26 protein-coding genes and 1 tRNA gene are annotated in these 25,406 nt (G+C 69.6%); 13 read left to right on the top strand and 14 right to left on the bottom strand.

All coding sequences use genetic code 11. From position 1 onward, the window contains the following. The first annotated feature begins 48 nt into the window (after window positions 1-48). Window positions 49-1,647, top strand: coding sequence for an ABC-F family ATP-binding cassette domain-containing protein (locus tag Q0D57_RS07635; protein ID WP_259530418.1), 1,599 nt, complete (start codon window positions 49-51; stop codon window positions 1,645-1,647). Between the two features lie 51 nt (window positions 1,648-1,698). Here the strand turns inward: Q0D57_RS07635 and Q0D57_RS07630 are convergent, their stop codons facing one another. The 3 genes from Q0D57_RS07630 to Q0D57_RS07620 are packed head-to-tail and all read right to left on the bottom strand — an operon-like array spanning window position 1,699 to window position 3,025. Continuing rightward, window positions 1,699-2,538: an SURF1 family protein gene (locus Q0D57_RS07630; protein WP_291040732.1), complete on the bottom strand. Its 840-nt coding sequence runs from the start codon at window positions 2,536-2,538 to the stop codon at window positions 1,699-1,701. Further along, on the bottom strand, window positions 2,535-2,741 hold the full coding sequence (locus tag Q0D57_RS07625) for a hypothetical protein (RefSeq protein WP_291040814.1): 207 nt from the start codon (window positions 2,739-2,741) through the stop codon (window positions 2,535-2,537). Before Q0D57_RS07625 ends, Q0D57_RS07630 begins: the two co-directional genes overlap by 4 nt. Then, a complete protein-coding gene (locus tag Q0D57_RS07620) occupies window positions 2,738-3,025 on the bottom strand; it encodes a DUF3099 domain-containing protein (RefSeq protein WP_259530415.1) in 288 nt (95 codons plus the stop codon). The genes Q0D57_RS07625 and Q0D57_RS07620 overlap by 4 nt, the downstream gene beginning before the upstream one ends. A gap of 85 nt (window positions 3,026-3,110) precedes the next feature. Between Q0D57_RS07620 and Q0D57_RS07615 the strand changes: the two genes are divergently transcribed. Then, window positions 3,111-3,827: a beta-ketoacyl-ACP reductase gene (locus Q0D57_RS07615; protein WP_291040728.1), complete on the top strand. Its 717-nt coding sequence runs from the start codon at window positions 3,111-3,113 to the stop codon at window positions 3,825-3,827. 22 nt (window positions 3,828-3,849) lie between these two features. Here Q0D57_RS07615 and serB read toward each other — a convergent pair whose 3' ends face one another. Continuing rightward, window positions 3,850-4,485, bottom strand: coding sequence for a phosphoserine phosphatase SerB (serB, locus tag Q0D57_RS07610; RefSeq protein WP_291040726.1), 636 nt, complete (start codon window positions 4,483-4,485; stop codon window positions 3,850-3,852). After that, window positions 4,482-5,726: a glucose-1-phosphate adenylyltransferase gene (locus tag Q0D57_RS07605; protein ID WP_291040722.1), complete on the bottom strand. Its 1,245-nt coding sequence runs from the start codon at window positions 5,724-5,726 to the stop codon at window positions 4,482-4,484. Before Q0D57_RS07605 ends, serB begins: the two co-directional genes overlap by 4 nt. A gap of 48 nt (window positions 5,727-5,774) precedes the next feature. Between Q0D57_RS07605 and glgA the strand changes: the two genes are divergently transcribed. From glgA to Q0D57_RS07590, 3 genes are all read left to right on the top strand, one after another. Next, on the top strand, window positions 5,775-6,956 hold the full coding sequence (gene glgA, locus Q0D57_RS07600; RefSeq protein WP_291040719.1) for a glycogen synthase: 1,182 nt from the start codon (window positions 5,775-5,777) through the stop codon (window positions 6,954-6,956). A gap of 32 nt (window positions 6,957-6,988) precedes the next feature. Further along, window positions 6,989-7,771: an ABC transporter ATP-binding protein gene (locus Q0D57_RS07595; protein WP_291040716.1), complete on the top strand. Its 783-nt coding sequence runs from the start codon at window positions 6,989-6,991 to the stop codon at window positions 7,769-7,771. Window positions 7,772-7,847: 76 nt separating this feature from the next. Next, a complete protein-coding gene (locus Q0D57_RS07590) occupies window positions 7,848-8,105 on the top strand; it encodes a type B 50S ribosomal protein L31 (RefSeq protein ID WP_259530409.1) in 258 nt (85 codons plus the stop codon). 199 nt (window positions 8,106-8,304) lie between these two features. On the opposite strand, the gene Q0D57_RS07585 is transcribed toward Q0D57_RS07590, so the two are convergent. Further along, entirely contained in the window at window positions 8,305-9,045 is a 741-nt protein-coding gene (locus Q0D57_RS07585) for an exonuclease domain-containing protein (protein WP_291040811.1), read from the bottom strand. Between the two features lie 231 nt (window positions 9,046-9,276). Continuing rightward, window positions 9,277-11,001 carry a maltose alpha-D-glucosyltransferase gene (gene treS, locus Q0D57_RS07580; RefSeq protein ID WP_291040681.1) on the bottom strand — a complete coding sequence of 575 codons (1,725 nt, stop codon included), beginning with the start codon at window positions 10,999-11,001 and terminating at the stop codon, window positions 9,277-9,279. Between the two features lie 97 nt (window positions 11,002-11,098). Here treS and Q0D57_RS07575 point away from each other — a divergent pair, with 97 nt between their 5' ends. Continuing rightward, entirely contained in the window at window positions 11,099-12,040 is a 942-nt protein-coding gene (locus tag Q0D57_RS07575) for an alpha/beta hydrolase (RefSeq protein WP_291040678.1), read from the top strand. Then, window positions 12,037-13,164, top strand: coding sequence for a glycosyltransferase family 1 protein (locus tag Q0D57_RS07570; protein ID WP_291040675.1), 1,128 nt, complete (start codon window positions 12,037-12,039; stop codon window positions 13,162-13,164). The genes Q0D57_RS07575 and Q0D57_RS07570 overlap by 4 nt, the downstream gene beginning before the upstream one ends. On the opposite strand, the gene Q0D57_RS07565 is transcribed toward Q0D57_RS07570, so the two are convergent. Both Q0D57_RS07565 and Q0D57_RS07560 read right to left on the bottom strand, forming a co-directional pair. Then, window positions 13,091-13,732 (bottom strand): histidine phosphatase family protein, encoded by a 642-nt coding sequence (locus tag Q0D57_RS07565; RefSeq protein WP_291040672.1) that lies wholly within the window; start codon window positions 13,730-13,732, stop codon window positions 13,091-13,093. The two genes, Q0D57_RS07570 and Q0D57_RS07565, sit on opposite strands and share 74 nt — an antisense overlap. 41 nt (window positions 13,733-13,773) lie before the next feature. Beyond that, complete coding sequence (locus tag Q0D57_RS07560) at window positions 13,774-14,652, bottom strand: NAD-dependent protein deacetylase (protein ID WP_291040669.1); 879 nt, start codon at window positions 14,650-14,652, stop codon at window positions 13,774-13,776. Window positions 14,653-14,780: 128 nt separating this feature from the next. Between Q0D57_RS07560 and Q0D57_RS07555 the strand changes: the two genes are divergently transcribed. From Q0D57_RS07555 to Q0D57_RS07545, 3 genes are all read left to right on the top strand, one after another. Then, entirely contained in the window at window positions 14,781-15,593 is an 813-nt protein-coding gene (locus tag Q0D57_RS07555; protein WP_291040666.1) for an RNA methyltransferase, read from the top strand. Between the two features lie 68 nt (window positions 15,594-15,661). Beyond that, window positions 15,662-17,221: an APC family permease gene (locus tag Q0D57_RS07550; protein WP_291040663.1), complete on the top strand. Its 1,560-nt coding sequence runs from the start codon at window positions 15,662-15,664 to the stop codon at window positions 17,219-17,221. A 22-nt stretch (window positions 17,222-17,243) separates the two neighbouring features. Next, window positions 17,244-18,494, top strand: coding sequence for a D-alanyl-D-alanine carboxypeptidase (locus Q0D57_RS07545; RefSeq protein WP_291040655.1), 1,251 nt, complete (start codon window positions 17,244-17,246; stop codon window positions 18,492-18,494). Between the two features lie 60 nt (window positions 18,495-18,554). Here Q0D57_RS07545 and Q0D57_RS07540 read toward each other — a convergent pair whose 3' ends face one another. Beyond that, window positions 18,555-19,343 carry an SGNH/GDSL hydrolase family protein gene (locus tag Q0D57_RS07540; RefSeq protein ID WP_291040651.1) on the bottom strand — a complete coding sequence of 263 codons (789 nt, stop codon included), beginning with the start codon at window positions 19,341-19,343 and terminating at the stop codon, window positions 18,555-18,557. Window positions 19,344-19,414: 71 nt separating this feature from the next. Here Q0D57_RS07540 and Q0D57_RS07535 point away from each other — a divergent pair, with 71 nt between their 5' ends. Both Q0D57_RS07535 and Q0D57_RS07530 read left to right on the top strand, forming a co-directional pair. Beyond that, complete coding sequence (locus Q0D57_RS07535) at window positions 19,415-21,232, top strand: DEAD/DEAH box helicase (RefSeq protein ID WP_291040648.1); 1,818 nt, start codon at window positions 19,415-19,417, stop codon at window positions 21,230-21,232. Between the two features lie 61 nt (window positions 21,233-21,293). Further along, window positions 21,294-22,748: an oligopeptide:H+ symporter gene (locus Q0D57_RS07530; protein ID WP_291040644.1), complete on the top strand. Its 1,455-nt coding sequence runs from the start codon at window positions 21,294-21,296 to the stop codon at window positions 22,746-22,748. 6 nt (window positions 22,749-22,754) lie between these two features. Here Q0D57_RS07530 and Q0D57_RS07525 read toward each other — a convergent pair whose 3' ends face one another. The 4 genes from Q0D57_RS07525 to Q0D57_RS07510 form a co-directional block, all read right to left on the bottom strand. Further along, a complete protein-coding gene (locus Q0D57_RS07525) occupies window positions 22,755-23,477 on the bottom strand; it encodes an FAD-binding oxidoreductase (protein WP_291040642.1) in 723 nt (240 codons plus the stop codon). Next, window positions 23,478-24,080, bottom strand: coding sequence for a sulfite oxidase-like oxidoreductase (locus Q0D57_RS07520; RefSeq protein WP_291040640.1), 603 nt, complete (start codon window positions 24,078-24,080; stop codon window positions 23,478-23,480). Window positions 24,081-24,113: 33 nt separating this feature from the next. Continuing rightward, complete coding sequence (locus Q0D57_RS07515; protein WP_291040638.1) at window positions 24,114-24,614, bottom strand: DUF1269 domain-containing protein; 501 nt, start codon at window positions 24,612-24,614, stop codon at window positions 24,114-24,116. Window positions 24,615-24,715: 101 nt separating this feature from the next. Then, window positions 24,716-24,800 (bottom strand) — tRNA-Leu (locus Q0D57_RS07510). 106 nt (window positions 24,801-24,906) lie between these two features. Between Q0D57_RS07510 and Q0D57_RS07505 the strand changes: the two genes are divergently transcribed. Next, the coding region (locus tag Q0D57_RS07505; protein ID WP_291040628.1) for a M20/M25/M40 family metallo-hydrolase at window positions 24,907-25,406 on the top strand (500 nt) is incomplete at its 3' end.

The following is a 25,406-nucleotide window of genomic DNA, read 5'->3' as shown; positions in this document are numbered from 1 at the left end:
CCCACCCCTCCGCGTTGTGGCAACGCAACGAAAGAATTGGATTTCTCTGTGCTCAGCGTTACAGACCTGGCGATCCGGGTCGGCGCACGAACCCTCATGGAGGACGTGTCCTTCCGAGTCGGTCCGGGCGACAAGGTCGGCCTCGTGGGCCGGAACGGCGCGGGGAAGACCACGCTCACCAAGGTCCTCGCGGGCGACCTCCAGCCTGCCGCGGGCTCCGTGAACCGCAGTGGCGAACTCGGCTACCTGCCCCAGGATCCCCGCTCTGGAGACCCGGAGGAGCTGGCGCGCACGCGCATCCTGAACGCCCGTGGGCTCGGCTCGCTGCTCGAGGGCATGAGCGAGTCGTCGATGGCGATGGCGAGCGACGACCCGAAGGTCAGTGCGGCCGCCATGAAGAAGTACGGCAACCTCACGGAGCGCTTCGACGCCCTCGGCGGCTATGCGGCCGAGGCGGAGGCCGCCTCGATCGCCTCGAACCTGAGCCTTCCCGACCGCATCCTCGACCAACCGCTGAAGACGCTCTCGGGCGGTCAGCGCCGGCGCATCGAGCTCGCCCGCATCCTGTTCTCGGATGCCGAGACGCTCATCCTCGACGAGCCGACGAACCACCTCGACGCCGACTCCGTGGTGTGGCTGCGCGAGTTCTTGAAGAGCTACAACGGTGGCTTCATCGTGATCAGCCACGACATCGAGCTCGTGGGCGAGACCGTGAACCGAGTGTTCTACCTGGATGCCAACCGCCAGGTCATCGACGTCTACAACATGAACTGGCGCAACTACCTCCGCCAGCGCGAGGCCGACGAGGAGCGCCGCAAGAAGGAGCGCGTCAACGTCGAGAAGAAGGCCACCCAGCTGCAGATGCAGGCCGCCCGCTTCGGCGCCAAGGCCTCGAAGGCCGCCGCCGCGCACCAGATGGTGGCCCGCGCCGAGAAGATGCTCTCCGGGCTCGAGGAGGTGCGCGAGGTCGACCGCGTGGCGAAGCTGCGGTTCCCGACGCCCGCCGCCTGCGGCCGCACGCCGCTCATGGCGTCGAACCTCTCGAAGAGCTACGGGTCCCTCGAGATCTTCACCGCCGTCGACCTCGCGATCGACCGCGGATCGAAGGTCGTCATCCTGGGCCTGAACGGTGCCGGCAAGACGACTCTTCTCCGCATCCTCGGCGGGGCCGACGAGCCCGACACCGGGCGCATCGAACCCGGTCACGGGCTGCGGATCGGCTACTACGCCCAGGAGCACGAGACCATCGACGTCAAGCGCACGGTGCTCGAGAACATGGTGTCGGCCTCCCCGAACCTCACCGAGACCGAGGCGCGGCGCGTGCTGGGCTCGTTCCTGTTCACGGGCGACGACGGGCACAAGCCCGCGGGAGTGCTCTCGGGTGGCGAGAAGACGAGACTCGCGCTGGCCATGATCGTGGTGTCGGGCGCGAACGTGCTGCTGCTCGACGAGCCGACGAACAACCTCGACCCGGCGAGCCGCGAGGAGATCCTGGATGCGCTCGCGCACTACGAGGGTGCGGTCGTGCTGGTGAGCCACGACGAGGGAGCCGTGGAGGCGCTCAACCCCGAGCGCGTGCTGATCCTTCCGGACGGCGTCGAGGACCACTGGAACAAGGACTACGCCGACCTGATCTCGCTCGCGTAGCCGCTCGCGGAGCCGGAGCCGGCTTCACGCGACCAGAGGTCGAACGCGGCCTCAGCGGTTGTCGAGGATCTCGTCCTCGACCTCCGCGTCGGTCTTCCGGGCGAGGCGCTTGCGCTCGCGCTCCGCCGCGCGCTCCTGCTCCTCGGGATCGTCGGCGTTCAGCCGGCGGAACTCCTGGCGCACGATGTAGCCGAGTCCCACGAAGCCGAGCACGCCGAAGCAGAACCACTGGAACGTGTACGACAGGTGCGCACCCTCGTCGGGCTGCGGCTTCGGCATCGCCATCGGCCGCTCCGCCGGGGCCGGATCCTCGCTCGCGAGCAGACCGTAGGCGGCCGTGTAGGTGGGACGATCGAGCAGATCGGCGATCACCGGCAGCTCTATCGTGCCGATCTGTCCGTCGCCGAGTCCGCCCATCGACGCGAGCTCGGGCTCGCCCGCCTTGAGCCGAGCGACCACGGTGACCGTACCCTCGGGAGCGGCCGGCACGGCATCCGGAGCATTCTGCTCTTGGCCTGTGGGGACCCAGCCGCGGTCGACGACGAACACGTTGCCGTTCTCGAGCTGGAAGGGCACGAGCACGTCGAAGCCGACATCGCCGCCGAGTGGACGGTTGCGCACGAGCAGCTGGTCGTCGGTGAGGTAGCTGCCCGTCATGGAGACCGTGAGCCACTCGTCGGACTCGTCGTAGAAGTCGAGCTCGGGCAGCACATCGGCGAGCGGCGTGGGCTCGGCATCGAAGTTGGCGGCGACACGATTGATCTCGGCGACCGCCTCGTCGCGGCGCGCGAGCTGCCAGAGCGCGAGCAGCACGCAGACCAGCGCGAACACGAGCGTGAGCGCGAGGTAGCCGGCCCAACGGCGGCTGAGCAGGAAACGCCAACCCATCATGCCGGCACGACCTCCAGCGGGAAGTCGCGGGCGGCGAGGAACTCACGGAGGAAGGAGACGTGCTCGTCGCAGGCGAGCCAGATCTTGCGGCGGTCCTCGGTGTGGATCTTGGGGTTCCGCCACTCGATCCGCCAGACGCCCTCCGCGCGGCAGCTCACCCGCGAGCACTCGGCGGCCGAGGGCTCGAGCCCGAGCGAGATCACGGCCGGGGCTCCTCGGAACCCGGCGCCGGCCGGTACACCTCGATGGCGGTCGGCTGCTCGTGCCGCTTGAGGCTCGAGGTGCCGACGTTGCCGAGCACCACCGCGAAGTAGGGGAGGAGGATGGCGCCGGCGGCCACGACCGCGAGCCACCAGCCCTGCACGAAGAGCATGAGCACGAGACAGACCACGCGGATCGACATCATGAGCAGGTACTTGTTCATGCGCTTCCGGCGCTCGTCATCGGGTGACGGCGGGAGGCTGGTGACCGATTGGCTGCTCTTCATGATGTACCCCTTAGCCTACGCTCGCTTTCCTGCTCCTAAGCTGGTATTCGATCATCCGTCGCCCAGCAGTGAGGACCACCCCAGCGTGAGCACCACCACCCCCCGTACCGTTCTGATCACCGGCGGCAACCGCGGCATCGGCTATGCCATCGCCGAGGAGTTCGCGGCCCAGGGCCACCGTGTCGCCGTGACCGCCCGTTCGGGCACGGGCCCGGAGGGGACCCTCACCGTGATCGCCGACGTCACCGACGGCGCGTCCATCGACGCCGCCTTCACCGAGGTGGAGAAGGAGCTCGGCCCGGTCGAGGTCGTCGTGGCCAACGCCGGCATCACGCGTGACACCCTGATGATGCGGATGTCGGAGGACGACTTCACGAGCGTGATCGACACGAACCTCACGGGTGCGTTCCGCGTGGTGAAGCGCGCCTCGAAGGGCATGCTCAAGGCCCGCTTCGGCCGCATCGTGCTCATCTCGAGCGTCGTGGGGCTCTACGGATCGGCCGGCCAGGTCAACTACAGCGCCTCGAAGAGCGCCCTCGTGGGTCTCGCCCGCTCCGTCTCGCGCGAGCTCGGCGCCCGCGGGATCACGGCCAACGTCGTGGCGCCCGGGTTCATCGAGACCGACATGACCGCCGAGCTGCCCGAGGCGCAGCAGGCCGAGTACAAGAAGAGCATCCCGGCCGGACGCTACGGCTCGGCGGGCGAGGTCGCGAAGGCGGTCGCGTGGCTCGCCGGCGACGACGCCGCCTACATCACGGGCGCCGTCATCCCCGTCGACGGCGGCCTCGGCATGGGGCACTGACCCCGAGCCGCTGAAGCGGCCCTCAGCCGCGGAGGCCCACCAGGGGCAGGAGCTGGCTGAGGTCGCGCACGTCCATCACCAGATCGGCGTTCTCCCGCACGAGCGGCCGGGCGTGGAAGGCGACGGACAGGCCGGCGATCTCCATCATCCGGAGGTCGTTGGCCCCGTCGCCCACCGCGACGGTGCGGGAGAGCGGGATGCTGCGGGCGTCCGCCCACTCGGTGAGCGCATCCGCTTTGCTCTGCGGGTCGATGATGGGGCCCGACACCGTGCCTGTGAGGCGACCGTCGGCCACACCGAGTCGGTTGGCGCGCCAGTGGTCAAGACCGAGCGACTCGGCGAGCGGGTCGAGCACCTCGTGGAACCCGCCGGACACCACCGCCACAGCACCACCGGCAGCGTGCACGGCGGCGATCATGTCGGGCACGCCGTCGGTGACCCGGATCGCGCCGCGCACCTCGTCGAAGCACGACGACGGCAGGCCCTCGAGCAGCCGCACGCGGGCGGCGAGGCTCTGGGCGAAGTCGAGCTCGCCGCGCATGGCCCTCTCGGTGATCTCCGCGACCTCGGCGTGGCAGCCGGCCAGGTCGCCGAGCATCTCGATCACCTCGTTCTCGATGAGGGTGGAGTCGACATCGAGGACGATGAGGATGCTCATGGATCTACGCGAACTCCCTTGCCTACGACGGTGATGCCCGAGTCTGTGACCGTGAACCCTCGTTCACGGTCGCGCTCCGCATCGACACCCACCTGGGCGCCGGCCGTCACGATCACGTTCTTGTCCAGGATAGCCCGACGCACCACGGCGTCCGGTTCGATGTGCACCCGGTCGAAGAGCACCGACTGCTGCACGAGGGCACCCGAATCGACCGTCGTCCACGGCCCCACGACGCTGCCCTCGACGCGGGCGCCGGAGATCAGGCAGCCGAGCGAGACGATCGACTCCACCGTGACCCCGGGGTTGCCCTTGCTGTCGCGCACGAACTTGGCGGGCGGCGAATTGAGCTGCTGGGTGTAGATCGGCCACTTCTCGTTGTAGAGGTTGAAGACCGGGAGGGCCGAGATGAGGTCCTGGTGCGCGTCGTAGAACGAGTCGATCGTTCCCACGTCGCGCCAGTAGTAGCGGTCGCGGTCGGTCGAGCCGGGCACGTCGTTGCGGTTGAGGTCGTAGACGGCCGCGTTGCCGGCCGCCACGAATGCGGGGATGATGTCGCCGCCCATGTCGTGGCTGGAGCCCGGCAGCTCGCCGTCGCGGATGACCGCGTCGATGAGCTGGTCGGCGTCGAAGATGTAGTTGCCCATGGAGGCGAGGACCTCGCCGGGGGAGTCGACGAGCCCCGTCGCATCCTTCGGCTTCTCGAGGAACTCGGTGATGACCGTCGGGTCGTCGTCGCTGGTCTGGATGACCCCGAACTGGTCGCTCAGCTCGATCGGCTGGCGGATGGCCGCGACCGTCGCGCCCTTGCCGGAGTCGATGTGCGCCTGGATCATCTGCCCGAAGTCCATGCGGTAGACGTGGTCGGCGCCGACCACGACGACGATGTCGGGCTTCTCGTCGCGGATGAGGTTGAGCGACTGCAGGATGGCGTCGGCCGAGCCGCTGAACCAGCGCTTGCCGAGCCGCTGCTGGGCGGGCACGGAGGCGATGTAGGAGTTCAGCAGGCCGTCGAGGTGCCAGGTCTGCGAGACGTGCCGGTCGAGCGAGTGCGACTTGTACTGCGTGAGCACGACGATCTGGCGGAGACCCGAGTTGACGAGGTTCGACAGCGCGAAGTCGATCAGACGATAGCCACCGCCGAACGGCACTCCGGGCTTCGCTCGATCTGCCGTGAGGGGCATGAGACGCTTGCCCTCGCCACCGGCCAGGACGATGCCGAAGATCTTCTGTGATGCTGCCATACCCCCCACCATAATGAGGTTTCCGCCGGCTCGTACTACGGTTCGATTATGCGAGTCGACGTGATCACCCGAGAGTATCCGCCCGAGGTCTATGGAGGCGCCGGCGTGCACGTCGCCGAGCTGGTGAAGGAGCTGAGGTCGCACCTCGACGTGGCCGTGCGCTGCTTCGGGGCGCCGCGCGACGAGGAGGGCGTGTTCGCCTACGGTGTGCCCGCCGAGCTCGCGGGCGCGAATCCGAGCCTCACCACCCTGGGCGTCGACCTGCAGATCGCCGAGGCCGTGGCCGGCACCTCGCTCGTGCACTCGCACACCTGGTACGCCAACGCCGCCGGGCGGCTGGCCGCTCTGCTGCACGACGTGCCGCACGTCGTCACCGCCCACTCGCTCGAGCCTCTCCGGCCCTGGAAGGCCGAGCAGCTGGGGGGCGGCTACCGGATCTCGTCGCTCATCGAGAAGACCGCGTTCGAGTCGGCCGACAAGGTCATCGCGGTGAGCGACGGCATGGCCCGTGACATCCTGCGCTCCTACCCCGCCCTCGACGAGTCGAAGGTCGTGACCGTCTACAACGGCATCGACCTCGAGCGCTGGAAGCCGAACCACGACGCCGACGTGCTCGCGCGGCTCGGCATCGACGGCGACCGGCCGACCGTGGTGTTCGTGGGGCGGATCACGCGCCAGAAGGGGCTGCCGTACCTCCTCCGCGCCCTCGCGCTGCTGCCGGAGGACGTGCAGGTGGTGCTCTGTGCCGGGGCCCCCGACACGCCCGCCATCCTCGAGGAGGTGTCGAGCGCCGTGCGCACGCTGCAGGAGACGCGCGGCGGCATCATCTGGATCGAGGAGATCCTGCCGCAGAGCGACCTCACGGCCGTGCTCACCGCCGCGACCGTGTTCGTCTGCCCCTCGGTGTACGAGCCCCTCGGCATCGTGAACCTCGAGGCCATGGCGTGCGGCCTTCCCGTGGTCGGGACCGCCACCGGCGGCATCCCCGAGGTCGTCGACGACGGCGTGACGGGCCTCCTCGTGCCCATCGACCAGCTGCAGGACGGCACGGGCACCCCCACCGACCCGGATCGCTTCGTGGCCGACCTCGCCCGAACCCTCACGGAGGTCGTCTCGGACCCCGAGCGCGCGGCCCGGATGGGCGCCGCCGGGCGGGCCCGTGCGGAGGCCGAGTTCTCCTGGGGCGCGATCGCCTCCCAAACCGCCGACATCTACCGCGCGTTGATCTGAGCAGAGGTTTCTGCGCGACTAAACTCTCATCCATGCCCACTGTGCTCGATCTCGAAGACGTTTCGGTTGTCCGCGATGGGAACACCATCCTCAGCGGCGTGAACTGGAAGGTGGACGGCGATCAGCGCTGGGTCGTGCTCGGCCCGAACGGCGCGGGCAAGACCACCCTGCTGCAGATCGCGGCCGCGATGAGCCACCCCTCCGGCGGCGTCGTGCACGTGCTCGAGGGGCAGCTCGGCCAGGTCGACCTGTTCGAGCTGCGGCCCCGCGTGGGCTTCGCCTCGAGCGCGATGGCCCGTCGGTTCCCCGCCAACGAGACCGTGCTGAACGTCGTGCTCACGGCGGCCTACTCGGTCACCGGCCGCTGGAACGAGGCCTACGAGGACATCGACCTCCGCCGGGCGCAGCGCGTGCTCGTGGAGTGGAAGCTCGACCACCTCGCGGAGCGCCTCTTCGGCTCCCTGAGCGACGGCGAGCAGAAGCGCGTGCAGATCGCCCGATCGGTGATGACCGACCCCGAGCTGCTGCTGCTCGACGAGCCCGCCGCGAGCCTCGACCTCGGCGCCCGCGAGGAGCTGCTGCAGCTGCTCGGCGGCTACGCCTCGGCCCCCGAGGCTCCCGCGATCGTGATGGTGACCCACCACGTCGAGGAGATCCCGAAGGGCTTCACCCACGCCCTGCTGCTCGGCCCCGACGGCATCGTGGCGGCCGGCGAGCTCGGAGACGTGCTCACCGCCCAGAACCTCGAGGCCACGTTCGGCCTGCCGATCGCCGTCTCCGAAGACGACGGGCGCTACAGCGCTCGCGCCGCCTGACATCTATCTGCTAAACTGTCTAGCTGGCCCGTCTGGCCCTAGATTTCATCCCTCGCTGTGACACAAGGACACCACTATGAAGACTGACACCCACCCCAAGTACGAAGCTGTTGTCTTCCGCGACCTCGCATCGGGCGCCACTTTCCTCACCCGTTCGACCGTCGGCTCCGCCAAGACGATCGAGTGGGAGGACGGCAACACCTACCCCGTCATCGACGTCGAGATCTCGTCGGAGTCGCACCCCTTCTACACGGGCAAGCAGCGCATCCTCGACTCGGCCGGCCGCGTCGAGAAGTTCAACACCCGTTACAAGGGCTTCGGCGGCGCCAAGTAGCCCTCACCGGCTGACGGCGCACCTGCACCGCCCCGCAATCACACGCACGAGAACCCCGTCGACTCCGGTCGGCGGGGTTCTTCGTCGTTCGTGCTGATGTTTCTGCGGAGAACGACAAACGTCGCGGCAACCGGGCCCCATATCGGGGAGGTTGTCGCGACGCTTGGCGATGTCCGCGCGAAAGTGGTTCAGAGGCGGCTCAGGGGCGGGGCGGGACCTCGGGCCAGCCGCGGCGCGCGGTGAACTGCGGGTCGCGGACGCGGCGCATGTAGTCCTCGAACGAGTCGCACTGGGCGTCGTGCCAGGCGTGCTGAGCGGCGTGCAGCTGCACGGGATCGAGGTCGAGCTCGGCCGGGAACGCCGAGGCGATGGCCTGGGCCACGCGGCCGGCCGCGATGGCGTCGGCTCCCGCGTCGTGCGCGTCGGTGAGCGATACGCCGTAGTGGGCCGAGGAGGCCTCGAGCGTGCGCTTGCCCTTGCGGTAGCGGTCGAGCTGCTTGTCGATGACGAGCGGATCGATCACGGGGGAGGGGGCCACGAGTGGGAGCACCCCGTGCCGAAGCGACTCGTGGTGCAGCAGGCTGAGGTCGTAGGGCGCGTTGTAGACGACGAGGGCGTAGCCGTCGTCGAGCGCACGACGGAGCTCGGCCACGATCTCGGCGACGACCTCGGCGGCCGGACGGCCCTCGGCCTGGGCGTGCGCCGTGGTGATGCCGTGCACGGCGGTGGCCTGCTCGGGGATGGCGACTCCCGGATCAGCGAGCCAGTCGCGGCGCCGCACGGGCTCGCCCGCCGCGTCGAGCAGCGAGATGTTGGCGGTGACCACCCGGCTCGTCTCGACGTCGATCCCGGTGGTCTCGAGGTCGAACACCGCCAGCCGGTCGGCCCACGCGGGGCGAGGACGGGTCTCGACGGCCACCGGGGCGCCCTCGAAAGCCATCGGCACCGCATCCGCTTCGACCACCGACGGCTGAGCGACACGCGCAGGCGGAGCCGCCACCACAGGCGGAGCCACCAACGTCGGCGCGGCGGGAGCAGCAGCAGCCGGAGCCGCCGCCACGACCGGGGCCGCCGCCGCCTCCTCCACCACGAGCTCCGCGTCGGCCAGGTCGAAGAGGGGCACCTCGACGAAGACGACGTCGGTGCGGGAGGATTCGGTCATCGGCACGGGCTACCGCCCCTGTTCTTGCTCGGTTCTCTGGCCGACGTGCAGCCAGTAGAAGGCTTGGGTTCCGAAGGTGAGCGTAACCCGGCCCTCCTCGTCGAACGACGGGAACTCGCCGTGACCGAACAGATCGAACAGGCGGCGGCCCGCGAACTCGGGCGCCTCGATGGTGGCCGTGACGGGGTTGTGCGAGAACGAGAACACGCACAGCACGTCTTCCGGCGCATCTCCGAGGTAGTCGCCCGAGCCCTCGTAGGAGCGCACGAACGACAGCACGGAGTCGTGGTCGCTCGAGAGCACCTTCATGGTGCCGAGACCGAACGTGGGGTGGGCCTTCCGCACGTGGATGACGTTGCGCACCCAGTGCAGGAGCGAGCGCGACTGCGCGAGCTGCGACTCCACGTTGACGAGGTTGTAGTTGTAGACGAGCGACTGCACGACCGGCAGGTAGAGCTTGCCGGGGTCGGCGGTGGAGAAGCCCGCGTTCCGGTCCGGGGTCCACTGCATCGGCGTGCGGGAGGAGTCGCGGTCCGGCAGCCAGATGTTGTCGCCCATGCCGATCTCGTCGCCGTAGTAGAGGAACGGCGAGCCGGGGAGCGAGAACAGCAGCGCGTGGGCGAGCTCGAGCTCGGCGCGCGAGTTGTCGAGCAGCGGCGCGAGCCGGCGCCGGATGCCGATGTTCGAGCGCATGCGCGGATCGTAGGCGTACCAGCCGTACATGGCCTGCCGGTACTCCTCCGACACCATCTCGAGCGTCAGCTCGTCGTGGTTGCGGAGGAACACGCCCCAGGCGGCTCCCGGCGGGATGTCGGTGGTCTCGGAGAGCACGCGGATGAGCTCGTCGGCCCGCTGCGAGCGGAGCGAGTAGAAGATGCGCGGCATGACCGGGAAGTCGAAGGCCATGTGGCACTCCGGCTCCTCCTCGGTGCCGAAGAACGCCGCGACCTCGCGGGGCCACTGGTTGGCCTCGGCCACGAGCATGCGGCCCGGGTACTCGTTGTCGATCATGGCGCGGAGCCGCACGATGTACTCGTGCGTCTTGGGCTCGCCCTCGCCGTTGCCCTCCTCCGACTCGAAGAGGTAGGGGATGGCGTCGAGCCGCAGGCCGTCGACCCCCATGTCGAGCCAGAACCGGCAGACGTCGAAGACGGCCTCCTGCACGGCCGGGTTCTCGAAGTTGAGGTCGGGCTGGTGGGAGAAGAAGCGGTGCCAGAAGAACTGCCGGCGCACGGGGTCGAACGTCCAGTTCGACTCCTCCGTGTCGACGAAGATGATGCGGATGTTCTCGTACTTCTCGTCGTCGTCGGCCCAGACGTAGTAGTCGCCGTAGGGACCCTCGGGGTCGGCGCGCGACTGCTGGAACCACTCGTGCTGGTCTGACGTGTGGTTGAGCGGGAAGTCCATGATGATGCGCATGTTGCGCTCATGGGCCTTCGTGACGAGCTCGCGGAACTCCTCGACGGTGCCGTAGTCGGGCAGCACGGCCTTGAAGTCGGAGACGTCGTAGCCTCCGTCGCGCAGCGGCGACTGGAAGAACGGCGGCAGCCAGAGGGCGTCGATGCCGAGCCACTGCAGGTAGTCGAGCTTCGAGATCAGCCCCGCGATGTCGCCGAAGCCGTCTCCGTTGGAGTCGACGAACGAGCGGATCATCACCTCGTAGAAGACCGATCGTCGATACCACTCGGGATCGAGGGAGAGACCGGGAGACTGGATGGGTGCGGTGAAGCTCACAGGTGTCCTTTCGGAGTGCGGAAGACCGGCCAGTGCATTCCACGCCCCACGCTAGTCCAAACCTCCGACAGTGCCAGCGCCGCCTATGCTGGTCGGGATGACCGTCGCCTCGCCCTACGCCCGTGAACTCGCCCGGATGCCCGTCACGACCAGGGTCGAGACGCTCACCGGGAGCCGCACCCAGCTGTGGGAGTACGGCGCATCCGGGCTCGACGAGGCGGCCAGGGCGGCCGCCACCACGGCCGTCGTCGTGGTGCACGGCTTCCGCGGCGACCACCACGGCCTCGAGCCCGTCATCGCCCAGCTCGACGAGCCGGGCATGCGCATCGTGGCCCCCGACCTCCCGGGCTTCGGCGAGTCGACGCCGCTCGCCGTGACGCACGACATCGACGGCTACGCCACCTGGGCGAAGGCCCTCGTGGCCTCCGTGCGCGCGCAGTCGCCCGCCGCCCGCATCGTGGTGATCGGCCACTCCTTCGGCTCCATCGTGGTCTCGGCGGCTCTGGCCGGCGAGGGCGACGGCGGCGCGCTCGAGGCCGACGACATCGTGCTCATCAACCCCATCGCCGCCCCTGCCCTCGCGGGCCCGCGCGGCTTCATGACGCGTCTGGCGATCGGCCACTACCGGTTCTCGGCCGCCGTGCCGGAGAAGCTCGGCTTCGCCATCCTGCGGAGCGGCCTCGTGGTGCAGATCATGAGCTCGACCATGGCCAAGACGAAGGACAAGGGCCTCCGCCGCTGGATCCACGACCAGCACCACCGCTACTTCTCGGCCTTCGCCAACCGCAGCGTCGTGCTCGACGCGTTCCGGGCCTCGGTGAGCCACGACGTGAGCGAGTACGCCGAGCGCATCCACGCCCCCGTGCTCATGATCGCCGCCGACCGCGACGACATCACGCCCGTCGCGGCCCAGTACTCGGTGCAGAAGATGATCCCCGGGGCCGAGCTCGTGGTCATCGAGGGCGTCGGCCACCTCATCCACTACGAGCGCCCGGTCGAGGCGGCCGACGCCATCCGCTCGTTCCTGGCCCGCTCGTGAAGCTCGTCTTCGACTGCCGCTACACCCGGATCGGCCGCCACGACGGCATCAGCCGGTACACCGCAGGAGTGGTCGGCGCCCTCAAGGCCCTGATCGACGCGGGCGACCCCGCCGTCGCAGGCGTCGAGCTCACGATGCTCATCAGCGACGAGCGCCAGCTGGCCATGCTGCCCGACCTGCCGTGGTCGAAGGCGTCGGGCCCCACGAGCGTGCTCGAGCCCGTGGTGTCGCTCCAGGTCAACAGGCTGGCGCCGGATCTCGTGATCAGCCCGATGCAGACGATGGGCACCTTCCGCCGCCGCTACCGCCTCGCGCTCACGGTGCACGACCTCATCTACTACTCCAACCCCACGCCACCGCGCGACCTGCCGGGCTTCGTGCGCGTGCTCTGGCGGCTCTACCACAAGGCCTGGTGGCCGCAGCGGATGCTGCTGAACCGGGCGGATGCGATCGTCACGGTCTCCGAGACCACCCGCGCCCTCATCGCCCGGCACCGGCTCACCACGAAGCCCGTGCTCGTGGCGAGGAACGCGGCCGACCTCCCGCCCTCATCCGTGGCGGAGGCGGCGGCCGAAGCCTCCGGCGAGCGGGCGGCCTCGAAGGCCCTGGTCTACATGGGCTCGTTCATGCCCTACAAGAACGTGGAGACCCTCGTGCGGGCCGTCGGCGACCTGCCGGGCTACACGCTGCACCTCGTGAGCCGGGTGTCGGAGGCCGATCGCGGGCGGCTCCGGGCGATCGACCCCGACGCGCTGCTCGTCTTCCACGACGGCGCGAGCGACGAGGAGTACTCGGAGCTGCTGCAGAACGCCACCGCCCTCGTGACCGCGTCGCTCGACGAGGGCTTCGGCATCCCGCTCGTGGAGTCAATGGGGCACGGCACGCCCGTGGTCGTGAGCGAGATCGGCGTGTTCCACGAGATCGGGGGAGAGGCGGCGCTCTACGCGCCCGCCCGCGACGCCGCGGCCTTCGCCGCACGCATCCGCTCGCTCGAGGAGCCGGCCGAGTGGGCCCGCCGCTCGAGGGCCTCGCGCGCGCAGGCCGAGACGTTCAGCTGGGAAGCGTCAGCTCGAGCGCTAGCGGCGCTCGCATCCGGATCGCCGGGTCGATCGCGGCGCCGTTGAACTCGGCGATCGAGACCTCGCCGGCCTCGATCACGAAGTCGTGCGCCGAGCCGTTCGGGATGGCGTGGCCCTGCTCGGGCAGCTTCTTCTCGGTGACGTAGCGGAGGAGCGACGCGATCACGCCGCCGTGCGAGACCACGATGAGCGACTCGCCCGGGTGCTCCTCGGCCAGCAGCTCGAGGGCGGGCAGCACGCGGCGCACCACCTCGGAGCGGCGCTCCCGGCCGGGCACCTCGGCGAGCGGATCGGGGAACCGCTCGGCGATCCCCGCGGCATCGAGCCCCTCGACCTCTCCGTAGCTGCGCTCCACGAGGGCGGGAACGAGCTCGGGCGCCGGGAGTCCGACGATCTCCGCGATGATCTCGGCGGTCTCACGGGCCCGGCTGAGCGGGCTCGCCACGATGCCGTCCCACTGCTGACCCGCCTGTGCCCGTTCGGCGAGCGCGCGGCCCGCCTCGCGGGCCTGCTCGCGGCCGGTCTCGTTGAGCGGCACGTCGGTGGTGCCCTGGATGCGCTTCTGGAAGTTCCAGTCGGTCTGGCCGTGGCGCACGAAGGTGAAGGTAGTCATCGCCACCAGTCTAGGTCGGAGGGGCCGGATCGCCCCCTGCTTCAGACGGGCTGGGACAGCAGTCGCAGAGCGAGCTCGGTGAGCGTCTCGGTCGTGCCCGCGTCGATCTTCACGGTCGCCCTGGCGTCTCCCTTGGTGACGCCGCGGTTGATGATCACGATCGGCAGCTTCCGCCGCCTGGCCTGCTCGAGCAGACGGATGCCGGAGTTGACCACGAGCGAGGATCCCGCGATGAGCATGGCGTCGGAGGCCGCCACGATCGCCGAGGCCTCGGCGAACTTCTCGGTGGGGATGAACTCGCCGAAGAACACGACGTCGGGCTTCAGCACTCCGCCGCAGACGGTGCAGGCCGGCACCTCGAAGGCCTCCCACTCGCTCACGTCGGCGTCGCCGTCGGGCGCCATGCGCACGAGATCCGGTTCGGTGAGCCCGGGATTGGCGGCCGAGATGCGCTCGGCGACGCTCGAGCGCGCGAAGCTCTGACCGCACTGCAGGCAGTTCACGCGGTCCATCGAGCCGTGCAGGTCGACGAGGTGGCGGGAGCCCGCCCGCGCGTGCAGGCCGTCGACGTTCTGCGTGACGACGCCCGTGACGACTCCGGCGTCCTCGAGCTCCGCGAGGATGCGATGGGTGCGGTTGGGCTCGGCGGCGTCGAACATGCGCCAGCCGAGGTGGCTGCCCGCCCAGTAGCGCTTGCGGAACGAGGCGCTCGCGAGGAACTGGTCGAAGGTCATCGGATTGCGGGTCGGAGCCCCCTCCCCGCGGTAGTCGGGGATGCCGGAGTCGGTCGACACACCGGCCCCCGTGAGCACCACGACGCGCTTGCCCGCGAGCACCTCGGCCGCCCGATCGAGCTCCGGCGCGGAAGCGGGAACGGCGGATGCAGCCGCCTCCGGCACGGACGAGACCGACGGAACCATGGAACCTCCTCGCCGGTGCAGCGCACCGGCCTGTCACCGAGTCTAAACAACGGAGTTTTCCGGATTGTTTCCGGGCTGGCAGAGTTGGGGGTGAATCCACCGTCAGGCCACCCACCAGTAAGGCTCCCGTGCCCCTCGTCCCCCTCGACTCCCTCGACCGGCCGGAGCTCGCCGACTACGCGAACCTGACCGACGTCGCGCTCCGCCGCCTGCTCGAGCCGCAGGGCGGCCTCTACCTCGCGGAGTCGAGCAAGGTGATCGAGCGCGCCGTGGCCGCCGGCCACCGGCCTCGCTCGGTGCTGCTGCAGCAGAAGTGGCTGCCCGACCTCGAGTGGCTCGTGGAGCGCTTCCCCGAGGTGCCCGTCTTCGTGGCCGACGACGCGCTGCTCGAGCAGCTCACGGGCTTCGCGATGCATCGCGGCGCGCTCGCCTCGATGCATCGGCCGGAGCTGCCCGATCCGCGGGAGCTCCTCCGCGACGCCAGGACCGTGGTGGTGCTCGAGGACATCGTCGACCACACCAACGTGGGCGCGGCCTTCCGCTCGGCGGCCGGTCTCGGCGCCGATGCTTTGCTCATCACCCCGCGTTGCGCCGATCCGCTCTACCGCCGGAGCGTGCGGGTGAGCATGGGCACCGTGCTCCAGGTGCCGTGGACCCGCATCGGGGAGTGGCCGGAGGCCGGCCCGCTGCTGCACGAGGCGGGGTTCACCATCGCGGCCCTCGCCCTCGGCGACGACTCCGTGCCGCTGCCGGAGTTCACGGCCGCCCTCCCCGAGCGCGTGGCGATCGTGCTCGGCACCGAGGGCGACGGTCTCAGCCGCCGAGCTCTCGCCGCCGCCGACGTGCGGATCGAGATCCCCATGCTGCACGGCGTCGACTCGCTCAACGTGGCCGCGGCGAGCGCCGTGGCCCTCTACGCACTGCGGGTCGCGAACAGGTAGCGATTGCCTACTGCCCGTCGGGTCGCTCAGACAATATGCTTCGTCTACCTGACCCGAGGGAGATCCGCATGACCGAGAAGAGCGCCGCACCCGCCGTCGTCCCCCCGCCCACCGAGGGCAAGGGGCTCGCGGCCGGCAAGCTGGGCCTCTTCGGCTCGACCGTGATCGGCCTGGCCTCGACGGCTCCGGTCTACTCGCTCGCGGCCACCGTGGGCTTCGTGGTGCTCGCGGTCGGCGCGCAGGCGCCGATCGCCATGATCCTCGCGTTCATCCCGATGTTCCTCACGGCCTACGCCTACCGCGAGCTCAACCGGGCGGTGCCCGACTGCGGCACGGCCTTCACCTGGGTCACGAAGGCGTTCGGCCCGCACACCGGGTGGCTCGCGGGCTGGGGCGTGGCGGTGGCCGGCATCATCGTGCTCGCGAACCTCGCGCAGATCGGCAGCAAGTACCTCTGGCTGCTCACGAACAACCCGGACCTCTACGACAACGTGCCGCTCGTGACCGCCACGGGCGTGGTCTTCATCGGCCTCATGACCTTCGTGAGCGTGCGCGGCCTCGAGATCGGCGAGCGGCTGCAGAACATCCTGCTCGCGGTGCAGTACGTGGCGCTCATCCTGTTCGTGGTGCTCGCCCTCTGGGCCGTCTTCACGGGAACCGCTCCCGAGGGCTCCACGGCGCCCCAGGCCGACTGGTTCAACCCGTTCGCCTTCACCTCGCTCTCGGGCTTCACCGAGGCGATCCTGCTCTGCCTCTTCATCTACTGGGGCTGGGACACCTGCCTCGCGCTCAACGAGGAGACGAAGGACCCCAAGCGCACACCCGGCCGTGCCGCCGTGCTGTCGACGGTCATCCTCCTCGTCACCTACGTCTCGGTCACGGTCGCGGCCATGTCGTTCGCGGGTCTCGGCACCTCCGGCATCGGCCTCGGCAACGAGGGCAACGCCGAAGACGTCTTCTTCGCCTTGAAAGACGCGATCTTCGGCCCGTGGGCGTGGCTGCTCGTGATCGCCGTGTGCGTCTCGGCGATCTCGTCGACGCAGACGACCATCCTCCCCACGGCCCGGGGCACGCTCGCGATGTCGACCTACCGCGCGCTGCCCGAGGCGTTCGGCCGCATCAACCCGAAGTTCCGCACCCCGCGCTTCGCCACGATCTTCATGAGCGTGGTGGCCGTGGCCTTCTACGTGGGCATGACCCTCGTGAGCGAGAACATCCTGGCCGACACGATCCTCTCCATCGGTCTCGCGATCGCGTTCTACTACGCGCTCACGAGCTTCGCGTGCGTCTGGTTCTTCCGCCGCGAGATCTTCACGACCGCCCGCAACTTCCTGTTCAAGGGCCTGTTCCCGCTCATCGGCGGGCTCATGCTCACGGCGGCCTTCATCCAGTCGGCCATCGACATGTACGACCCCGACTACGGCTACACCGTGATCTTCGGCATCGGCGGCGTGTTCGTGGTGGGCGTCGGATCGCTCGCCCTCGGCGTCGTGCTCATGATCGTGTGGTCGTTCTTCCCGCGGGCCAAGCCCTTCTTCCGGGGCGAGAGCCTCAACCGCGAGACCGCCGTGCTCGTTCCTGAGGACGACCACCCCGTGCCGCGCTCGGTCGACGGCGGCCTCATGTAGCAGCGCTGGCTAGGATGGGCGGGTGAGTCCCGCGAGCCCTGCCGTCTATCGGCGCCGGCGGATCGTGGTGGGCTCGGGCCTGCTCATCCTGGCCCTCCTCCTGACCTACCTGCCGGTCGCGATCCTCGCTCCCGTGCCCGCGGCATCCGCCGCCGTGGCCGCCGCGGAGCCGGTCGTCACGCCGCCCGTCGCCCTCGCCACGCCCGGTCAGGGCTCGAGCGCGATCGGTCTCGTGACCGACGGCCGGGCCCGGATGCTCGGCCAGAGCGGCAGCACCGAGTCGGTTCCCATCGCGAGCATCACGAAGTCGATCACCGCCCTCGTGGTGCTCGACGAGATGCCGCTCGGCGAGGGCGAGGAGGGGCCGCAGCTCACCATGACGGCGGCCGACGAGGCCCTTCTGCAGGCGACGATCGCCGAGAACGGCTCCTGGGCATCCGTGTACCCCGGTCAGGTGCTCACCGAGCGCGAGGTGATCGAGATCATGATGCTCGAGTCGGCCAACAACTACGCCTTCACGCTCACCAACTGGGCCTTCGGCGACACCGCCTCCTATCTGGCGGCGGCCACGGCGTGGCTCGCGGAGAACGGCCTCACGGGCACGGCCGTCGTCGACCCGTCGGGCCTGAACCCCGGATCGCGGAGCACCACCGCCGACCTGCTGACGCTCGCCGGGCTCGTGCAGGCCGACCCCGCGCTCAGCGAGATCGTCGGCACCGCGGCCCTCGAGCTTCCCCAGCTCGGTGCGGTCGAGAACTCCAACACCCTCATCGGCACCGCGGGCATCGACGGCGTGAAGACGGGCACGACCGACGAGGCCGGCTTCTGTCTGCTCTTCTCGGCCGACTACGTGGTGGAGGGGCAGACGCTGCAGCTCGTGGGCGTGGTGCTCGGTGCCGCCGACACGGACTCGCTGCAGGCGTCGGTGCTCGCGCTGCTGCAGAGCGCCGAGAGCGGCTTCCAGACCGTGCAGGTGGTCGCCGCGGGCGACGTGCTCGGCAGCTACTCCACGGCGTGGGGCTCGTCGTCGGACGTGGTCGCCGCCGAGGGGGTGACGGCCACAGTGTGGTCGGACGTGACCGTGGCGGGCGACGTCGAGCTCGAACGCGTCGACGGCGCGGCCGCGGGCGACGAGGTGGGCACCGCCCGCTACACCGTGGAGGGCGTCACCCTGGGCAGCGGCGAACTGACCGTGCCGCTCACCCTCGCCGAGACGCTCGAGGGGCCCGACCTCGGCTGGCGGCTCGCGAACCCGGGCCGGCTGTTCGGCTGAGAGTCTCGCGCCCGAGCGGCCTGACCGGCCCGAGCGGCCCGAGCCGCCCGAGCCGCCCGTTCAGTCCTTCGGCACGAAGATCGGCTCGGCCAGCGGCCGCTTGGCGACCACGTTGTCACCGCTCGAGCGGTGCGTGATGCGCCGGAGCACCCAGGGCACGAAGTGCACCCGTGCCCAGATCAGGTCTTCGCTCCGCGCCTGACGCCAGCTCGTGCGGGGGAGCGGTTCCGGCTCGCCCGGCTGCAGGTCGTTGTCGACGTTGAGCGAGCGCAGCACGAGGCGTGCGACCTCGTGGTGCCCCTTCGCGTTCAGGTGCAGGCGGTCGGCCGACCACAGCCGGGTGTCCTGGATCTCCTTGAGCCCCCACTGATCGGCGACCACGCAGTCGTAGCGGTCGGCGATCACGCGGAGGTGCTCGTTGAAGATCGCCACCTTGCCGCGGATGCTCCGGAACACCGGCGTGAAGTTCGTGTCGACCCCCGTGAAGATCACGACGGTCGCGTCGTCCCGCCTCAGGCGACGGATGCCGACCTCGAAGCGCGCGGCGATGTCATCCGGATCGGTGCCGGGGCGGATGACGTCGTTGCCGCCGGCCGAGATGGTGATCAGGTCGGGCTTCAGCTCGAGCGCGGGCTCGACCTGCTCGTCGAGGATCTGCTGCAGCAGACGCCCTCGGATGGCGAGATTGGCGTACGAGAACTCGCCGTCGGCCGTGACGGCGAGGGTCTCGGCCACGCGGTCGGCCCAGCCGCGGTAGCCGCCCGGGCTCTCGGGCTCGGGGTCTCCGATGCCCTCCGTGAACGAGTCTCCGAGGGCGACGTAGCGACGCCAGGGATGGGGCTGGGTCATCAGCGGATGCTCCTTTCCGAACGCCTTCCAGGGTAAGCCCGTGTCACCCGTGCGGGGTATCCTCGAACATCGTGACCAATCTCCCCCTCTTCGAACCGGCTCCCGGAACGAGTGCAGCGGGCCACCTGTCACCGTCGTTCCCCGCCCGGGCCCCGTGGGGCACCGCGGGCCGGCTGCGGGCGTGGCAGGAGGAGGCACTCACCGCCTACTTCGAGCGGGAACCCCGCGACTTCCTGGCCGCCGCCACCCCGGGCGCCGGCAAGACCACCTTCGCCCTGCGGCTCGCCTCGGAGCTCCTGCACCGGCGCACCGTCGACCGGGTGATCGTGGTGGCGCCCACCGAGCACCTCAAGCGGCAGTGGGCCGATGCCGCCGACCGGGCGGGCGTGCGCCTGAACCCCGGTTTCAAGAACAGCGAGTCGCGCTTCGGCCGGCACTTCCACGGCGTGGCCCTCACCTACGCCCAGGTGGCCGCGCGCCCCTCGCTGCACCGCGAGCTCACCGAGGGCGCCCAGACCCTCGTCATCCTCGACGAGGTGCACCACGGCGGCGACGCGCTCAGCTGGGGCGACGCGGTGCGCGAGGCCTTCGAGCCGGCCACCCGCCGGCTCTCGCTCACCGGCACGCCGTTCCGCTCCGACACCTCGCCCATCCCGTTCGTGGAGTACGCGCCCGACGAGCACGGCATCCGGGTCTCCCGCAGCGACTACGCCTACGGCTACGGGCGGGCGCTCAAGGACGGCGTGGTGCGCCCCGTGCTCTTCATGGTCTACGCCGGCCACATGCGCTGGCGCACCAAGGTGGGCGACGAGATGGAGGCCCGCCTCGGCGAGGGCAACACGAAAGACATCACGTCGCAGGCCTGGCGCACGGCGCTCGACCCGGCGGGCGACTGGATCCCGCAGGTGCTCGGCGCCGCCGACAAGCGGCTCTCCGAGGTGCGGCAGGCGATTCCGGATGCGGGCGGCCTCGTCATAGCGACCGACCAGACCGTCGCGCGCGCGTACGCCGCCATCCTGGAGTCGATCACGGGCGAGAGCGTGACCGTGGTGCTCTCGGACGAGAAGGAGGCGTCAGACCGGATCGAGCAGTACTCGAAGGGCACGACGCGCTGGATGGTGGCGGTGCGCATGGTGTCAGAGGGCGTCGACGTGCCTCGGCTCGCCGTGGGCGTCTACGCCACGAGCGCCTCGACCCCCCTGTTCTTCGCCCAGGCGATCGGCCGCTTCGTGCGGGCCAGGCGCCGCGGCGAGACGGCGTCGGTCTTCCTGCCCAACGTGCCCTCGCTCATGGCATTGGCCGAGAAGCTCGAGCTCGAGCGCGACCACGCGCTCGACAAGCGCGACGACGGCTCGAACCCCGAGGGCGACTTCTACAACCCCGAAGACGCCATGGTGGCCGCCGCCAACCGCGAGGAGAAGGCGTCGGAGAGCCTGCTGGAGGAGTTCAGCTTCCAGGCGATCGGCTCCGAGGCCACCTTCGACCGCGTGGTCTACGACGGCGGCGAGTTCGGCTTCCAGGCCGTGGTGGGCAGCGAGGAGGAGCTCGACTTCCTGGGGCTGCCGGGCCTCCTCGAGCCCGAGCAGGTCAAGGATCTGCTGCAGCACCGGCAGGCCAGGCAGCAGAAGCACGCCAAGACCGCGCCGAAGCCCGACACGCCCGACGAGGGCGGCGTGCCCGCACCGCTCTACCGCACGCTCAAGGAGCAGCGGAGCCTGCTCAACTCGCTCGTGGGCATCTGGTCGAAGACCTCCAACGAGCCGCACGGGCTCATCCACGCCGAGCTCCGGCGCATCTGCGGCGGGCCCGCGGTGGCGCAGGCGAGCGTCACGCAGCTGCAGTCGCGCATCGTCACGGTGCGCAAGTGGATGAGCGCCGCCGGGCGCTGAGCCCCGAAGGTGGGGTGCCGCCCTGCGCGCCAGGACGAAGGCGACGTGTCACTATGTCGGAATGACGACGACTGAGACCCCGAAGGAACGCACCTTCTTCGGTCAGCCCTTCTCGCTGGTGCACGTGTTCGGCGTGGAGATGTGGGAGCGGTTCTCGTTCTACGGCATGCAGGGCATCCTGCTGCTCTACATGTTCTACAACACCACCGAGGGCGGCCTCGGCATCCCGAAGCCCACGGCCGTGAGCATCATCGGCGCCTACGGCGGAGCGGTCTACCTCGCGACCATCCTCGGCGCGTGGATCGCCGACCGCCTCGCCGGCGCCGAGCGCACCCTGTTCTTCAGCGCCATCGTCGTGATGGCCGGGCACATCGCGCTGTCGCTCCTGCCGGGCTTCGCGGGACTCGGGGCGGGGCTCGTGCTGATCGCCCTCGGCTCCGGGGGAGTGAAGGCCAACGCCACCAGCGTGGTCGGCACCCTCTACAGCGAGCAGGACATCCGGCGCGACGCCGGGTTCTCCCTCTTCTACCTCGGCATCAACCTCGGCGCTTTCCTCGGACCGCTCCTGACCGGGCTGCTGCAGACCTCGGCGGGCTTCCACTGGGGCTTCGGCCTCGCGGCCCTCGGCATGGCCATCGGCCTCGTGCAGTACTCGTTCGGCCGGCGGTCGCTGCCCGCCGCCTCGAAGACGGTGCCGAATCCGCTGCCCGGCCGCCGACGGCTGCAGATGGCGCTCATCGCGGTGGCCGGCGTCGTGGTCGTGCTCGTCCTGATCCTCGCGGGCATCCTCACCGCCGACAACTCGGCCGACGCGGTGGCCATCGTGACCCTGCTCGCGGCGATCGCGCTCTTCGCCGTCATCCTCTCGAGCTCGCGGCTGAGCGCGGTCGAGCGGCGCCGGGTGATCTCGTTCATCCCGATGTTCATCACGAGCGTGGCGTTCTGGTCGCTCTACCAGCAGCAGTTCACGGTCGTGACCATCTACGCCAACGACCGGCTGAACCTCGACCTGTTCGGCTGGACCATGCCGGTGGCGTGGGTGCAGTCGATCAACCCGATCTTCATCATCATCCTCTCCGGCGTCTTCGCCGCGATCTGGACGAAGTGGGGCGCCAAGCAGCCGGCGACCCCCTACAAGTTCGCCGCCGCGGCGATCGTGATGGGGCTCGCATTCCTGCTGTTCATCCCGTTCTCCGGCACCGGCGAGCACGGAACGCCCCTGATCGCCCTCGTGGGCATCCTGTTCGTCTTCACGATCGCCGAGCTGCTGCTCTCCCCGGTGGGCCTGTCGCTCTCGACCAAGCTCGCGCCGCGCGTGTTCCAGACGCAGATAGTGGCCCTGTTCTTCCTCTCCATCGCGCTCGGAACGGCCATCTCGGGCATCCTCGCCGGCTTCTACGACGAGAAGAACGAGCCGCCCTACTTCGGCATCTCGGGCTTCGTGGCCATCGCGGTGGGCGGCGTGCTCATCGCCCTCACCCCGTGGGTGCGCAAGATGATGAGCGGCGTACGGTAGCGGGGATCAGCCGCCGAAGCGCTCGGTGCGGACCGTCGTGGGATCGGCGCCCGCCGCCACGAGCGCGTTCGAGGCGAGCTCCACGAACGGCGTGGGGCCGCAGATGTAATTGGAGGCACCGACCGAGCCCTCAGTGCCCTCTGCCCACGCCGTGACGCGCGCGGCATCGATCCGGCCGAGGGCGCCCGCCCAGCCCTCCGGAGCTCGACGGGTGTACTGGATGTCGACCCGGGCAGCCGTGGCCGCCGCGAGCTCGGCGAGCTCGTCGCGGTAATACACGAACTCGGGGGAGCGCACCGAGTAGAGCAGGTGCACGGGAGCCGTGCTCGCCGCCTCGGCGTGGGTGCGCAGGATCGACATGAGCGGTGCGATGCCGGAGCCGCCGCCGATCAGGCGAAGCGGCTCGGGCTGTGCGGTGGGGCGCCAGACGAACCAGCCGCCGAGCGGACCGATCACCTCGAGCTGATCGCCGACCGAGACGCCGCGCACGAGATAGGGGGAGACCTCCCCGTCGGGCATGAGCTCGACGCTCACGGAGACGACCGGATCGCCGGCAGCCGACGAGAGCGAGTAGGAGCGCGCGGCCTGGTAGCCGTCGGGCGCCGTGAGGCGGATGTCGATGTGCTGGCCTGCGAGCGCACCCGGCCAATCCGGGATGCGGAGCATCAGCGTGCGCGCGGTCGGGGTCTCTTCACGGATGCCGACGACCTCGGCGATGCTCCACTTCACTCACCCATCGTACGAGTAGCGCTCCTCTTTCCACGGGTCGCCGTAGGCGTGGTACCCGTTGACCTCCCAGAAGCCGAGCTCGTCGGTGTCGTGCAGGGTGAGTCCGGTGACCCACTTCGCGCTCTTCCAGAAGTAGAGGTGCGGCACGAGGAGGCGTGCCGGGCCGCCGTGCTCCGGGTCGAGCGGCTCGCCGCCGAACTCGAACGCCACCCAGGCCTTGCCGTCGAGGAGGTCCTCGAGCGGCACGTTGGTGGTGTAGCCCCCGTAGGAGTGGGCCATGGTGTAGCCGGCATCCGTCTCGACGTCTTCGAAGAGGGTGTCGAGCGAGACGCCGCGCCAGGTGGTGTCGAACTTCGACCAGCGGGTGACGCAGTGGATGTCGGTGTCGACGGTCTCCACGGGAAGGGCGCGGAACTCCGCCCACGACCAGCGCTTCACGTCGCCCGACTCGTTCGTGATCGAGAACGACCACTCGCCGGGGTGGATGTTCGGGGTGGGCCCGGCGGAGAGCACCGGGAAGTCCTTCGTCTCGTACTGCCCCGGCGGCAGCTTCGGGTCGGCCTCGCGTGCTCGGCCGAAGAATCCCGGTGTGATGACTCCCATGGTGCTCTCCTCAGGTGGCTCGGTCGGTCCGGGTCAGGCCTTGGCCTGGTCGGACAGGTCGTGGATGAGTGCCTTCTCGTCCTCTTCCGAGAGCGAGGTCTTGATGACGGTGCCGTTGAAGGGCGCGAGCGCCGCGGCGAACTTGTCCTCCGTGATCTTGGTCGTGTAGATGACGACGGCCGACTTGCCGGCCTTCACCTGGTCCTTGACCTGCGACCGGAACTCGCTGTTCAGGCCGGTCTTGTCGATGCCGGCGAACAGCGCGCCCATCAGGCCGCCGAAGACGAGACCGACGAAGGGCACGAAGAAGAGGATGCCGATGAGGGTGCCGAACATGGCTCCACCCGCCGCTCCCAGACCGATGTTGCCGACCCCGCCGGGGTTCTCGACGTGGGTCTTGCCGTCTTCGTCGACCTTGACGAGGGCGAGGCCGGAGAGCTGCACGATGAGGTCGCCGTTGAGCTCCTGGACCTTCTCGTAGGCGCCCTCCGCATCCTTCTCGGAGTCGAAGGCGATGACGATGAGATCTGCCATGGGAGTGAATCCTTTCGCTGTTTTCCTTGAGCGTAGGGGAAGTCTGTTAACGACAGAAGACCCGGTCTTCCGACCGGGCCTTCGTACTGTCTCAACCAGTGTGTCCGAGGGGGGACTTGAACCCCCACGCCCTATACGGGCACTAGCACCTCAAGCTAGCGCGTCTGCCATTTCCGCCACCCGGACGAGTGTCTTGCCGTTCGATCGCTCGACCAGCCAAGAGAAGACGATAGCACGGATCCGGAGGCCGCAAATCCACTTCGGCGCCGGGCGGCCGGGTAGCGTGGTCGGCATGACGCCAACGCCTGGGAACGACGAGCTCGACCTCACCGCACGCATCGCCCGCGACCTCATCCGCTTCGACACCTCGAACTTCGGCGAGGGCCGGTCGAACGGCGAGACCGAGGCCGCCGAGTACCTCGCGGCGCACCTGGAACGGCTCGGCCTCACGGTGCAGTCGTTCGACTCGGAGCCGCGGCGCACCAGCATCGTCACCCGCATCCCGGGGCGCGATCCGTCGAAGCCCGCCCTCGTCGTGCACGGCCACACCGACGTGGTGCCGGCCATCGCGGCCGACTGGTCGGTCGATCCGTTCGAGGGCGTCGTGAAGGACGGCATGCTCTGGGGCCGCGGCGCGGTCGACATGAAGAACATGGACGCGATGATCATCTCGGCTCTCGACCGCATCCTGGGCAGCGGCCGTCAGCCGGCGCGCGACCTCGTGGTGGCGTTCTTCGCCGACGAGGAGGCCGGGGGAGTGCTCGGCTCCGGCTACCTCGTGCGGGAGCACCC

Source organism: Herbiconiux sp. (genome assembly GCF_023264895.1).
In the GTDB taxonomy this organism is placed as follows: Bacteria; Actinomycetota; Actinomycetes; order Actinomycetales; family Microbacteriaceae; genus Herbiconiux.
The sequence above is the reverse complement of the archived record's forward strand: the minus strand, read 5'-3'. Positions and strand labels throughout refer to the sequence as shown.

What these genes read in the sequence shown, in the direction of transcription:
- Q0D57_RS07630 (WP_291040732.1), bottom strand. Translation starts at nt 2,538, where the DNA reads ATGATGGGTTGGCGTTTCCTGCTCAGCCGCCGTTGGGCCGGCTACCTC.
- Q0D57_RS07620 (WP_259530415.1), bottom strand. Translation starts at nt 3,025, where the DNA reads ATGAAGAGCAGCCAATCGGTCACCAGCCTCCCGCCGTCACCCGATGAC.
- serB (WP_291040726.1), bottom strand. Translation starts at nt 4,485, where the DNA reads ATGAGCATCCTCATCGTCCTCGATGTCGACTCCACCCTCATCGAGAAC.
- Q0D57_RS07605 (WP_291040722.1), bottom strand. Translation starts at nt 5,726, where the DNA reads ATGGCAGCATCACAGAAGATCTTCGGCATCGTCCTGGCCGGTGGCGAG.
- glgA (WP_291040719.1), top strand. Translation starts at nt 5,775, where the DNA reads ATGCGAGTCGACGTGATCACCCGAGAGTATCCGCCCGAGGTCTATGGA.
- Q0D57_RS07595 (WP_291040716.1), top strand. Translation starts at nt 6,989, where the DNA reads ATGCCCACTGTGCTCGATCTCGAAGACGTTTCGGTTGTCCGCGATGGG.
- Q0D57_RS07590 (WP_259530409.1), top strand. Translation starts at nt 7,848, where the DNA reads ATGAAGACTGACACCCACCCCAAGTACGAAGCTGTTGTCTTCCGCGAC.
- Q0D57_RS07585 (WP_291040811.1), bottom strand. Translation starts at nt 9,045, where the DNA reads ATGGCTTTCGAGGGCGCCCCGGTGGCCGTCGAGACCCGTCCTCGCCCC.
- Q0D57_RS07575 (WP_291040678.1), top strand. Translation starts at nt 11,099, where the DNA reads ATGACCGTCGCCTCGCCCTACGCCCGTGAACTCGCCCGGATGCCCGTC.
- Q0D57_RS07565 (WP_291040672.1), bottom strand. Translation starts at nt 13,732, where the DNA reads ATGACTACCTTCACCTTCGTGCGCCACGGCCAGACCGACTGGAACTTC.
- Q0D57_RS07560 (WP_291040669.1), bottom strand. Translation starts at nt 14,652, where the DNA reads ATGGTTCCGTCGGTCTCGTCCGTGCCGGAGGCGGCTGCATCCGCCGTT.
- Q0D57_RS07550 (WP_291040663.1), top strand. Translation starts at nt 15,662, where the DNA reads ATGACCGAGAAGAGCGCCGCACCCGCCGTCGTCCCCCCGCCCACCGAG.
- Q0D57_RS07540 (WP_291040651.1), bottom strand. Translation starts at nt 19,343, where the DNA reads ATGACCCAGCCCCATCCCTGGCGTCGCTACGTCGCCCTCGGAGACTCG.
- Q0D57_RS07530 (WP_291040644.1), top strand. Translation starts at nt 21,294, where the DNA reads ATGACGACGACTGAGACCCCGAAGGAACGCACCTTCTTCGGTCAGCCC.
- Q0D57_RS07520 (WP_291040640.1), bottom strand. Translation starts at nt 24,080, where the DNA reads ATGGGAGTCATCACACCGGGATTCTTCGGCCGAGCACGCGAGGCCGAC.
- Q0D57_RS07515 (WP_291040638.1), bottom strand. Translation starts at nt 24,614, where the DNA reads ATGGCAGATCTCATCGTCATCGCCTTCGACTCCGAGAAGGATGCGGAG.